This window comes from Paraburkholderia sp. BR10954, assembly GCF_040965775.1.
Taxonomy (GTDB): Bacteria; Pseudomonadota; Gammaproteobacteria; order Burkholderiales; family Burkholderiaceae; genus Paraburkholderia; species Paraburkholderia youngii.
Window position 1 is genome coordinate 109,275 of record NZ_JBFRCK010000007.1, and the last position, 12,062, is coordinate 121,336.

At 64.7% G+C, this 12,062-nt stretch carries 10 protein-coding genes and 1 tRNA gene; 5 read left to right on the forward strand and 6 right to left on the reverse strand.

All coding sequences use genetic code 11. The features are described 5' to 3' along the window. Positions 1-163 precede the first annotated feature (163 nt). The 4 genes from carA to gloB form a co-directional block, all read right to left on the reverse strand. Complete coding sequence (carA, locus tag AB4Y34_RS13170; RefSeq protein ID WP_368716263.1) at positions 164-1,318, reverse strand: glutamine-hydrolyzing carbamoyl-phosphate synthase small subunit; 1,155 nt, start codon at positions 1,316-1,318, stop codon at positions 164-166. A gap of 327 nt (positions 1,319-1,645) precedes the next feature. Next, positions 1,646-2,887 (reverse strand): nitrate/nitrite transporter, encoded by a 1,242-nt coding sequence (locus AB4Y34_RS13175; protein WP_368716264.1) that lies wholly within the window; start codon positions 2,885-2,887, stop codon positions 1,646-1,648. Between the two features lie 264 nt (positions 2,888-3,151). After that, complete coding sequence (locus tag AB4Y34_RS13180) at positions 3,152-4,837, reverse strand: transglycosylase SLT domain-containing protein (RefSeq protein WP_368716265.1); 1,686 nt, start codon at positions 4,835-4,837, stop codon at positions 3,152-3,154. A 157-nt stretch (positions 4,838-4,994) separates the two neighbouring features. Beyond that, positions 4,995-5,786 carry a hydroxyacylglutathione hydrolase gene (gene gloB, locus AB4Y34_RS13185; protein WP_368716266.1) on the reverse strand — a complete coding sequence of 264 codons (792 nt, stop codon included), beginning with the start codon at positions 5,784-5,786 and terminating at the stop codon, positions 4,995-4,997. 18 nt (positions 5,787-5,804) lie between these two features. Here gloB and AB4Y34_RS13190 point away from each other — a divergent pair, with 18 nt between their 5' ends. The 5 genes from AB4Y34_RS13190 (at position 5,805) to AB4Y34_RS13210 (ending at position 10,454) form a co-directional block, all read left to right on the forward strand. Next, the gene (locus AB4Y34_RS13190) at positions 5,805-6,686 is read left to right on the forward strand and encodes a class I SAM-dependent methyltransferase (protein WP_368716267.1); all 882 of its coding nucleotides are present in this window, start codon (positions 5,805-5,807) and stop codon (positions 6,684-6,686) included. After that, on the forward strand, positions 6,683-7,129 hold the full coding sequence (rnhA, locus tag AB4Y34_RS13195) for a ribonuclease HI (protein WP_176105530.1): 447 nt from the start codon (positions 6,683-6,685) through the stop codon (positions 7,127-7,129). Before AB4Y34_RS13190 ends, rnhA begins: the two co-directional genes overlap by 4 nt. 80 nt (positions 7,130-7,209) lie before the next feature. Continuing rightward, the gene (gene dnaQ, locus AB4Y34_RS13200; protein ID WP_176366081.1) at positions 7,210-7,944 is read left to right on the forward strand and encodes a DNA polymerase III subunit epsilon; all 735 of its coding nucleotides are present in this window, start codon (positions 7,210-7,212) and stop codon (positions 7,942-7,944) included. A gap of 48 nt (positions 7,945-7,992) precedes the next feature. Then, positions 7,993-8,067 (forward strand) — tRNA-Val (locus AB4Y34_RS13205). 512 nt (positions 8,068-8,579) lie between these two features. Then, positions 8,580-10,454, forward strand: coding sequence for an ABC transporter ATP-binding protein (locus tag AB4Y34_RS13210; RefSeq protein ID WP_368716268.1), 1,875 nt, complete (start codon positions 8,580-8,582; stop codon positions 10,452-10,454). Positions 10,455-10,531: 77 nt separating this feature from the next. Here the strand turns inward: AB4Y34_RS13210 and AB4Y34_RS13215 are convergent, their stop codons facing one another. Both AB4Y34_RS13215 and AB4Y34_RS13220 read right to left on the reverse strand, forming a co-directional pair. After that, positions 10,532-10,996: a DUF2214 family protein gene (locus AB4Y34_RS13215; protein ID WP_176380369.1), complete on the reverse strand. Its 465-nt coding sequence runs from the start codon at positions 10,994-10,996 to the stop codon at positions 10,532-10,534. A gap of 150 nt (positions 10,997-11,146) precedes the next feature. Further along, on the reverse strand, positions 11,147-12,001 hold the full coding sequence (locus tag AB4Y34_RS13220; RefSeq protein ID WP_176380368.1) for a hypothetical protein: 855 nt from the start codon (positions 11,999-12,001) through the stop codon (positions 11,147-11,149). Positions 12,002-12,062: the final 61 nt, after the last annotated feature.

Here is a 12,062-nt window from a genome sequence, read left to right on the forward strand (position 1 = left end):
TCTCGCTAATGTATTCCTGAATTCTTTCCGTCGGCGCGCGCCGTTTTCACGTTGCGCGCGCTGTTTGCGGCGCGCCCGCCGCATCATGCCGCGGGGCGCCGCGGCCGCCGCGAGCCGCTTTCGTTTCCGTCTCGGGCTGACTTTGCGGCCGGCCTTTAGTGCTTCAAGCCGCTGCGCTCTTCCCGCTCTTCTGCGCGTCCATCAACGCGGTGAAGCGATCGAACAGATACGCGATGTCGTTCGGACCGGGCGACGCTTCCGGGTGGCCCTGGAAGCAAAACGCCGGCTTGTCGGTCAGCGCAAAGCCCTGCAGCGTGCCGTCGAACAACGATACGTGGGTCACGCGCGCGTTGGCGGGCAGCGTGTCGGCATCGACCGCGAAGCCGTGGTTCTGCGACGTGATCACCACGCGGCCGTCTTCGAGATCCTTGACTGGGTGATTCGCGCCGTGGTGGCCGGTCTTCATCTTCATCGTCTTTGCGCCGACCGCGAGGCCCATGATCTGGTGGCCAAGGCAAATGCCGAAGGTCGGAATGCCGCGCTCGATGAACTCCTGCGTCGCCGCGATCGCGTAGTCGCACGGCTCCGGGTCGCCGGGGCCGTTCGACAGGAACACGCCGTCCGGGTTGAGCGCGAGCGCGTCGGCGGCGCTCGCTTGCGCCGGCAGCACGGTGACATGGCAGCCGCGCTCGGCCAGCATACGCAGGATGTTCTGCTTGACGCCGTAATCGAATGCGACCACGCGGTACTTCGGCGCCTTCTGGTCGCCGTAGCCGGTGCCCAAGCGCCATTCGGTTTTGGTCCACTCGTAGGTTTGCCCGGTCGACACGACCTTCGCGAGGTCCATGCCGGCGAGGCCCGGGAACGAGCGCGCGAGTTCGATGGCCTTGGCTTCGTCGTCGGACCCAGCGAGGATCGCGCCGTTCTGCGCGCCCTTGTCGCGCAGCAGGCGGGTCAGCTTGCGGGTGTCGATGCCGGCGATGGCGACCACGCCTTCGTCCTGAAGATATTGCGGGAGCGTACGCTCCATGCGGAAGTTCGACGCGAGAACCGGCAGATCACGGATGATCAGGCCAGCGGCATGGACTTTCGTCGCTTCGACGTCTTCGGCGTTCACGCCGACGTTGCCGATATGCGGGTACGTGAGGGTCACGATCTGGCGCGCGTAGCTCGGGTCAGTCAGGATTTCCTGATAGCCGGTGATGGCGGTGTTGAACACGACTTCACCGATGGTGTGCCCGGGGGCCCCGATCGAATAACCACGAAAGACCGTGCCGTCGGCGAGCGCGAGAAGAGCGGGAGAAAATGACGGCAACACGGGAGACTCCTTGGGGGAACACCCTGTTGCCACCTGTCTATCCGATTTCGAGCCGCAGCGGAACACATTCGGGATGCGCGCGCAGACTCGCTCGCGAGCTGCCGGTAACGATGCAAGGGGCGCGATGAGTCCATTGTGTGGACGACTTCGGCTGAGTGCGGGGCCCTTCTTGCTACGCCAATGGCGCGCGGCGGATGAACGGTATGGGGGAGGTAGGCGCTAGGGTGCGGGTTGATAAGCTCAAACCTTGAAATTATAGCCTGAAACCGCCCTTCCTTCCAAATCTGAGATAGGACGCGGACTTGGGGCGGCGTGCCGCGCGGCCGCTCAGGCTTCCTGCTCCGCGCGCATTTCGCCGGACCCGGCAAGCTGCCGTCCCGGCAATGCGTACCAGATTGCGCTCAGCACCTGCAGCGCGACAAGGATTGCCCACGCGCTCAGATGCGCGACCGCCGGATAGTGCCCGCCGCTCGCCGGCCAGTGAGAAAGCACCGCGCCAACGCCGATCTGAAAACCGAAGATCAGCAGAAAAATGATCAGCGTCAGCGTGGTGTTGACCCGGCCGATCATCTGCGGCGGGAAATGTCGCGCCATCACCGCGTAGCTGAGAATGCCAGTGCCACCGAAGATTCCGTACGCGGCCCACAACAGGCTCGCCGGCAATGGCGCATTGAACATAATCAGCATCTGCGTCAGCACGTATAACGCCATGCCGATGCCGCAGAACGCGTACAACGAGAGACCGCGCCGCTCGAGACTACGCGCCGCCGCGCCGAAACCGACGCACCCCGCCATCATCGCGAAGCCGAGAATCGACACGAGCGCCGCCGCCTCGTGCGGTCCGAAGCCTTGTACGTCGCGCAGCCATGCTCCGACCCACAACGACTGCATCGCGTAGAAAACGCCCTGCGTAACGACCGCGAACGACGCGATTTTCCAGAATGCCGCGCTGCGCAGGATTTGCCACGTGCCCTTGAACTGCGCAACGAGGCTCGTATGGCGATGCGTGTCGCGCGCGTCCGGCGCGAGCGTCCATTGCGCGAGCGCGACCACCACCGTCAGCACCCCGAGCCCGACGCAGACCGAGCGCCAACTGGAGAAGCCGAGCACCCACGTGAGCGGCGAACCGACCATCACGCCGCCGAAACCGCCGATCGCCATCACGAGCCCGTTCATCAATGGCAATCGCGAGACCGGAAAATGCTGCGCGAGCGCCTTGAACGCGGCGCCGAGGCATACCGAGACGCCGACGCCGATCAGCAGCCGCCCGACCATCATCATGCCGAGACTGTGCGCCGCGCCGAACACCCAGATGCCGAGCGCGGCGAAGAGCAGCGTGACGGCCGTCACGCGACGCGCGCCGAAGTGGTCGAGCAGCACGCCAGCGGGGGTCTGCGCGCCCGCGAAGCCGAGGAAATACAGACTCGTCAGCACACCCAGATCGGCGGCTGACAGACCGAGATCGCGCGTGATGAACGGCGCGAAACCAAGATTGACGCCGCGAAACACGTAAGAGACGAAGTAGCCGGCGGAAAAAAGCAGAAAGACGCGCAGTTGGGTCGACGACATATATCAGGAAGAAAACCTGGAAATGAACCTCAAGAACCTTGCCCGAGGTCCCGACGGATCAGGACAGAACGGCGTCCCGCGGCCAACGCGGCCGAAGCACGAACAATAAAGTAAATGCGGCAAACCCGCAGGAACCGTCCGCGCAATGAAAAACGCCGTCACCCTGAGGTGACGGCGTTGGATGAACACGGTGCGTGATCGGAGCGCAATCCATGCGCTGCCCCCGCAACGCATGTGGTCACTACCGTGAGAGCCGCTATTGGTCTATTTACCCTTCTTCTTCGCGTTGGCCACGGTCTTCGGGCGGCTCTCAGCCGCGGCCTTCGACGCATTGCCGGACACCGAGGCCGACACCTTCTCGACCTTGCCCTTGCTGGCGGGCGCCGCCGGTCTGTCACCCTTGCCGCCCGGCTGGGAGACGTTGACGATGGCAGAGTGGCCGCGCCCTTTCTTCTTATCGTAGCGCGAATCGCCGCGTGCGTCTGCGGCATGGACGCCGATCTTCTGCACACTGCCGCCTTGCACATCGGCGGCGATCTTTTCCGGCCCCGGCTCGCTCGGTACCGGCTTGCCGACCGGCACGTGCAGCACGACCACCTGGCCGCGCGAGACCTGATCGCGATGTGTCTTGTTCCATGCCTTCAACTGACCAACCGACACGCCGTAGCGCAGCGCGATGGCGGCCATCGACTGATTGCGGCGCACGCGGATCAGCATCTTGCGGGTGTCGGGCACGTCGGGTTCCATCGCGAGCACCGCGCTTTCGGCGATGTCGGCGCTGATGTCCTCGTCGTCGTCCGAGCCGCGCGGCACGACGATCGTCGAGCCTGGCTTCAGGCGCATGCCGACCGGAATCTTGTTCACTTCCATCAGCGTGTCTGCGTCGACGCCGATCTTCTGTGCGATCGCGGCGGGTGTCGCCCGTGCGTCGACGGTGTAGGTGGTCCAGGACGACAGCGAGCCCGAGTACGTTTTCAGATTGCGCTCGAACGCGGACGCGTTGTCGAAAGGCAACAGAATCTGCGGCTGCGTCGCGCCGAGAATCACCGGCTTCCTGAACGACGGGTTCAGCGAGCGGAACTCGTCGGTCGACATGTTGGCAAGCCGCGCGGCGACGTCGACGTCGATATCGTGCGAGGTCGTGACCGTCACGAAGTACGGGTGGTTCGGAATCGCCGGCAGCGCGAGCCCGTACACCTGCGGGTTCATCACGAGGTTCTTGACCGCCTGCAGCTTCGGCACGTAGTTGCGCGTTTCGTTCGGCATACGCAGGCTCAGGTAGTCGGTCGGCAGACCCGCCGCCTCGTTGCGCGCGATCGCGCGCTGCACGTTGCCCTCACCCCAGTTGTACGCGGCGAGCGCGAGCTGCCAGTCGCCGAACATATCGTGCAGCTTCGACAGGTAGTCGAGCGCGGCACTGGTCGACGCGAGCACGTCGCGGCGCTCGTCCTGCCACATGTTCTGCTTCAGGTTGTAGGTACGGCCCGTGCCCGGCATGAATTGCCACATGCCCGCCGCCTTGGCGACCGACAAAGCCTGCGGGCTATACGCGGACTCGATGAATGGCAGCAGTGCGAGCTCGGTCGGCATATGGCGCGACTCGAGTTCCTCGACGATGTGATAGAGATATTTCTGCGAGCGCTCGGTCATGCGCTGCACGTAATCGGGGCGTTGCAGATACCAGTTGAGCTGCATGTCGACGAGGTCGCTCTGCAGATCGGGCATCTGGAAGCCACGGCGAATGCGGCCCCACAGATCGGCGTCCTGGCTCGTCAACTGATCGACCGAGCTCTGGTCGACATTGATGGTTTCTTTAGCGGTGGCGTTCTTGCGAAGTGCGTCGGCTACGGCTTGCTGGCTGGCGGGGTTATTGGCGGTATTCGTCGTCGGTCCCTGACTCGCGCACGCGGCGAGTGTCAGGACCAATAACGCGCTTAAGATAAATCGCATGAGCGTCTCGGTTTCCACAAGGGCTGGAATTTGCAGCCGATAGTACGAAACGTCAACGTCTCCGTCAATTGGAAAATCAAGAAAAAAATCAACCAAATCTGGGGCTTGGCGAATTTTTCCGATTCATCGCGTGAAGAACTGCCGAATGCGCTCCGGATCAACGGAAGCGGTTCTTCCATTCGCGCATCAAGGTGAAGGCCTTCAGCCTGTCAGAGACCGTTTCATGCAATTGTGCTTCGAGGTTCGACTGGATCGCCGGCTCGTCTGCGCGCAGGAACGGATTGACCGCGCGCTCGTGCGCGATCGTGGTCGGCAGCGTCGGCTGGTGGCGGGAGCGCAGTTCGTTCGCCTTGCCGCGCCACGCCTGCAGTTCCGCGTTGTGCGGCTCGCAAGCGAGCGCGAAGCGGATGTTCGACAGCGTATATTCGTGCGCGCAATGCACTTCGGTTGCGCCGGGCAGCGCGGCGAGCGCATCGAGCGAATTCAGCATCTGCTGCGGCGTGCCTTCGAAAAGGCGCCCGCAACCGCACGCGAACAGCGTGTCGCCGCAAAACACGTGCGGCGTGCCGCGCGTATCGGCCGCCTGGAAATAGGCAATGTGTCCGCTGGTGTGACCGGGCACGTCGAGCACGCTGAATTCGAGTGCGGGCGCCGCGATCGTCACGTGATCACCGCTTTTGAGACGATGCGTAAGGTGCGCGATCGCTTCGCCGGCGGGGCCGTAGACAGGCACGTCATGGCCGTTCAGCAGGTCGGCCACCCCGCCGACGTGGTCTTGATGATGGTGCGTGAGTAAAATAGCGCTCAGCCGCCAGCCTCGTTGGGCCAGATAGGCGCGCACAGGGGCGGCTTCGCCCGGATCGACGACGACCGCATGGTGTCCGTCGGCAATGACCCAGATGTAATTGTCTTCAAACGCCGGGACCGGCACGTACTCGAGCGCATTCATAGGCGACGCATTTTTAATATGACTGACCGAGCGATTATAGACTGGCCCGCCTGGACCGATTCGCCGCCAGGCCGCTACGTGCTCGACTGGGAGCAAACCCAGCTCGATCGCGTGGTGTCGGACGTGTTCGGCTATCATGCGCTGCAACTCGGCCTGCCGCAGCTCGACGCGCTGCGCGAAAACCGGATGCCGTGCCGCGGCCTCGTGCTCGACGCGGCGAGCGGCGCGAGCGCGCCGTACACGTATCCGCCGGCGGCACGTCGTAGCAGCGCCGGCGGCATCGGCGGCGCGGGCAACCTCGGCGGCGACAATCCCGTCAACGCAGCGCCAGGCGCGCCGGGGCTGCACGCGCCGGCCGGCCGCAGCGCGGTCTGGTGCGACCTGCTCGATCTGCCGTTCGAAGCGCAAAGCGTCGACCTGCTCGTAATGCCGCACACGCTCGAATTCACCAGCGACCCGCATCGGCTGCTGCGCGAAGCCGAACGCGTGCTGGTGCCCGAAGGCCAACTGATCATCCTCGGCTTCAACTCGTTGTCGCTGTGGGGCGTACGGCAATCGATCGGCAAGATGACAGGCCGCCCGTTCGTGCCTTCGGCCGTCGACCTGATCGCGTTCACGCGTCTGAAGGACTGGATCAAGCTGCTCGGCTTCGATCTTGAACGCGGGCGCTTCGGCTGCTATCGTCCGCCGCTCGCGAGTGATCAATGGCTCGCGCGCTACGGCTTCATGGAAGCCGCTGGCGACCGCTGGTGGCCGATTTTCGGCGCCACCTACATGATCAAGGCGATCAAGCGCGTGCGCGGCATGCGTCTCGTCGGGCCGCTCAAAGTGAAAAAGCCCGTGCTCGCGGCAGGCCTCGCGCCCGCCGCCACCCCGAACACACGTAACCACACCGAATGACACCGGACCACATCGACATCTATACCGACGGCGCCTGCAAGGGCAATCCCGGCCCTGGCGGCTGGGGCGCGCTGCTCCGCTTCGGCAACCAGGAAAAAGAACTGTTCGGCGGCGAGGCCAACACGACCAACAATCGCATGGAACTGATGGGCGTGATTTCCGCGCTCGAGGCGTTGAAGCGCCCTTGCAAGGCGATCGTGCACACCGATTCGCAGTACGTGCAGAAAGGCATCAGCGAGTGGATTCACGGCTGGAAGAAGAAAGGCTGGGTCACCGCGGCGAAGCAGCCGGTCAAGAACGCCGATCTATGGAAGCGGCTCGATGCGCTCGTCGCGCAGCACGAAGTCGAATGGCGCTGGGTGCGCGGCCACAACGGCCACCCGGAGAACGAGCGCGCCGATCAGTTGGCCAATCGCGGCGTGGCGTCGCTCGCCGAGATGTAAGGAGCGTGCGCGCATCGGCCAACGACGCGCGCCGCCCTCTTCGCTTTTACTGCACTTTTTTCGAAGCAGGCTAATCCGACATGCGTCAACTGATCCTCGACACCGAAACTACCGGCCTGAACGCCCGCGGCGGCGACCGGATTCTCGAACTCGGTTGCGTCGAGCTAGTGAACCGCCGGCTGACCGGCAACAACCTGCACTTCTATATCAATCCGGAGCGCGACAGCGATCCGGGCGCGCTCGCGGTGCACGGCCTCACGACGGAATTTCTGAGCGACAAGCCGAAGTTCGCGGAGATCATCGACCAGTTCCGCGACTTCATCCAGGGTGCTGACCTGATCATCCACAACGCGCCATTCGACATCGGCTTTCTCGACGCCGAGTTCGCGCTGCTCGGTCTGCCGCCGGTGAGCACGCACTGCGGCGAGATCATCGACACGCTCGCGCAAGCCAAGCAGATGTTCCCCGGCAAGCGCAATTCGCTCGATGCGCTGTGCGACCGCTTCGGCATCAGCAATGCGCACCGTACGCTGCACGGCGCGCTGCTCGACTCGGAATTGCTCGCCGAGGTCTATCTGGCGATGACGCGTGGCCAGGAAAGCCTCGTCATCGACATGCTCGGCGAAGCGCAGACCGGCGGCGCTACTGATACGCCGCGTGTAGCGCTCGAATCGCTGGAACTGGTCGTGATCACCGCGAGCGACGACGAACGCGCCGCGCACGAAGCCGTGCTCGACGATCTCGACAAGGCGATCAAGGGCGCGAGCGTATGGCGCCTTGAACCCGCGCCAGCAACTGATGAGCAAACTGCTTAAAAAAGACTAGACGAACCCCAAATTCCCTGACATAATCTCAATCTCTTCGGGTGGTTAGCTCAGCGGTAGAGCACTGCCTTCACACGGCAGGGGTCACTGGTTCGATCCCAGTACTACCCACCAGATTCTTGGTGTGTCGATCACCGAAGACAAAAGGGCTTACGCAGCAATGCGTAAGCCCTTTTTCTATTTGCCGGCAAAAATGTCGCGTGCACCGCACGAGGTAGCGTCGGCTGTGTAGAACCACGTCGTTCCGTAGGTTGGCGAGCGCCCCGCACTGTTGCTATATTCGGCAGACGGGCATTCGCCCGGCCCGGCTCTGTCCGGTTTCTCCATCTTGAACCATCTCCGGGAGGCGCCACATGTTCGCAGTGCACCGCGCGCTCCCTCGCATGGTCCCACGACCGTCAGCCCGTCCGCCACGACCGCTGCGACCTTAAACGCCGCAGCAGATGCGCAGCCGCCTCGACAGGCGCGCCGCGTTCACTCCAGACAGTCCGTTGTTCCGTTGCCGTTGTTTCCCGCCGTACTTTTTCGCGTGTTCCCGCGCGCATTCCGGCATCCGCTGGCTGTCTACACTTTTTCGCTTATGACTGGAACCTCGGCGCGCTCGTGCGTCGCCGGGTCGAAAGCAAATGGCCAACAAAAAACTCGACTTTCGCGGACAAGCCTTCAAGGATGTCCTCGGCTTCACCTTCCGTCACTGGGCGCAACAGCCGTGGCGCATCGTCGTGATTGCAGCGCTCGCGCTGTTCACGGCGGGCGCGGACATCCTGACGCCGGTTTTCGCCGGACGTCTGGTGGACGCGATCGCGGCCGGTTCGGCGTCGTCGGCGCCCATCTGGCATCACGCGCTCGAGGCCTTCGGCGTGCTCGCCGCGCTCGGCCTGACCGCGACGCTGCTGCGTCAGGGCGTGTACTTCAACATCATCCGCTTCACGCTGAAAATGATGAGCGAGATCGCCGCACGCGCGTTTCATCGCGTGCAGCGCTTTTCGACCGACTGGCACGCGAACAGCTTCGCCGGCTCGACCGTGCGCAAGATCACGCGCGGCATGTGGGCGCTCGACCTGCTGAACGACACGCTGCTGATCGCGTTGCTGCCGTCGCTGGTGATGCTGGTCGGCGCGACGCTGCTGCTCGGTTCGCGCTGGCCGATGATGGGCGTCGTCGTCGGCATCGGCTCGCTGCTGTACATCGGCGTGACAGTGACGGTGTCGCTGGGCTTCGTCGCGCCGTCCGCGCGTCTCGCGAACGCGTGGGACACGCGCATGGGCGGCGCGCTCGCCGATGCGGTCAGCTGCAACGGCGTCGTCAAGGCATTCGGCGCGGAAGCGCGCGAGGAAGCGCGCCTCGGGTACGTGATCGGTAAATGGCGGCAGCGCACGCGCCGCACGTGGGTGCGCGGCACGCTCAACGGCGGCCTGCAGGGCGGCATGCTGGCCGCGATTCAGGCCGCGATTCTCGGCGTTGCGTTGCTGCTGTGGGCACGCGGCAAAGCGAGCGTCGGCGACATCACGTTCGCGTTGACGATGTTCTTCATGCTCCAAGGCTACCTCCGCGACATCGGCATGCACATCCGCAACCTGCAGCGCTCGGTCAACGACATGGAGGAACTGGTGTCGCTCGAAAGCCAGCCGCTCGGCATCGAGGATCGTCCCGGTGCCGGTCCGATCGCGATCCGCAACGGCGAAATCCGCTTCGAGCATGTGTCGTTTCACTATGGCGCGCACAGCCGGCCGCTCTACGACGACTTCTCCATCCGCATCGCGCCGGGCGAGCGCGTCGGCCTGGTCGGTCATTCAGGCTCGGGCAAGACGACCTTCATCAAGCTGATCCAGCGCCTTCACGACATTTCGGGCGGGCGGATCACGATCGACGACCAGGACATAGCGCAGGTCCAGCAAGCGTCGCTGCGCAGCCAGATCGCGATCGTCCAGCAGGAGCCGGTGCTGTTTCACCGCTCGCTTGCCGAGAACATCGCGTATGGACGGCCCGGCGCGAGCCGCGCCGACATCGAGCGCGCCGCGCGGCTCGCCAGCGCGCATGACTTCATCGCCGCGCTGCCGAACGGCTACGACACGCTGGTCGGCGAACGCGGCATCAAGCTATCGGGCGGCGAGCGTCAACGCGTCGCGATCGCGCGGGCGTTTCTCGCCGACGCGCCGATCCTGATTCTCGACGAAGCCACGTCGAGCCTCGACAGCGAAAGCGAAGTACTGATCCAGCGCGCGATGGAGCGGCTGATGCAGGGGCGCACCACGCTGGTGGTCGCGCACCGGTTGTCGACGGTGCGCGCGCTCGACCGGCTGCTCGTGCTGGACAAGGGCAAGGTGATCGAGGAAGGCAGCCACGACGCGCTGATCAAACGCGACAACGGCTTGTACCGTCGCTTGTTCGAGCGTCAGGCGCTGGAGTTGATCAAGGGTCTCGGCGAGCCGGAACTCGTGCGCGAGTCGGCAGAGGTCAAGGCCGACCGGGTCGACGATTCTGGCTTGCTTGTCGGCTAGCGCGACACAGGCGTGCGCGAGGCGCCACGCTGGGCGCGCGCCACCAGCCCGTCGCAATGGAAAGAAGGCCCGCCGCGCTACACCGAGCCGGCGGGCAGTCCGATGCCGCGCGCCATTCCGGTCGCCGCAAACACCATCAGAACCAGTAGCACGGTCTGGATTACGCTGAAATGCGCGTAGGAACGCGCCTTCTTCAGATTCGGCGCCGCGCCGCTGCGGATCGACGCGCGCCAGCGCATCAGGCCAAGCATCGTGGGCACTTCGAGGATCAGGATCAGCACCAGCAACGTCATCTTCACGTGAAAGAGCGGCTCGTGCAGGTAGTAGTCGGCGCCCTTCTCGTAGCCGCCGAACACGCGCATCAGGCCGGTCACGATCAGCACCAGCGCGGCGATGCCCCAGCGTGAATCGGCGCGAAACACCGAACGCAGCGCGGCGGGCACCGATGCGCGACGCAGCGACCACGTGCGTCTGAGAATCGACGCGAGCGCAAAGCCATAAGCGAGCAGATGAAGGGCGGCAAGCAACCAGCGAACCAGCATAGCGACTCCTGCGAAAGACGCGATACGATCGATGAGTGTCCTACTCGCCCGCCAGCAGGCCGGGCGCCTTGATTGCATTATCGACGAAGCTTCGCTTCGGGACGCGTGCAATGGCCACGCGATGTGACCGATAGCACAAAACGTGCAGCGTCAGACCTGGCGCAGCGTCGTGTCGAGCGCGCGGGCGGCGACGCGATCGCCTTCGGTCGTCAGCGCGGCGCGGAAAACGGTCTGCCGGTTGTGCCCCGCGGCGGCCGGCGAATCCCACAGCAACTCGACCTTCGGACGAACGCCGAACGCGCTGCGCGCCAGCGAGGGCGCCGCGACCGACGGCATCGGCGCCGCCGACGCACCGCCCTCGCCCGCCGCGCCGAACGCAACTGCGGGCGCGGGCGCCGGCGTCGCGCGCGCATCGGAACCGCTCGCCCAGCGCACCGACAATTCGCGCGCATCGTATTGCCCCACCTTGCGCCGCTCGGCCCACACGACGACGGTGCGCGTCACCGGATCGAGCGACACCGCATAGCGGCCGATCGCAAAGCGCCGCGCCGCCACATTGGTGCGCCACAACGGCAGCGGCCGGCAGATCCACAAGACGATCGCATACAGCACCGGCGCCGCGACGAGCCAACCGTTGGTGGCCGCGACCGCCTGCATCGCGCGGCGCCAGCCCGCGCTCGCGACGAACGCGCCGACCGACCACAGCGCAAACAGAAACCCGAGGAACGCGAACAGGCGCAGCGCCTGACGCAGCCATTGCGGCAACGGATGGAACGGACGCTCGGCGACGGCGCGCGCGCCGGGCAGGAAGATCAGCAGGAACAGAAAGACGAGGTTGATACATGCCCACGGTGAAGACGCCATCGCGGTCAGCGCGGTGGTCAGCCTCATCTCGGACATCGAGAAAAGCCAGCGGGCGGCGAGCACGAGACCGATGGCGCGCAACGTAAAAATCGTTCCGGCGCCGGGCGCGGCGTTCGCTCGCGTCTCTTTCGTTCTCGCCAAGGCATCCTCCTGTCGTCGGCGGCGCCGCAGCCCAATTTGCGGCACGGCAATTATAGGGATA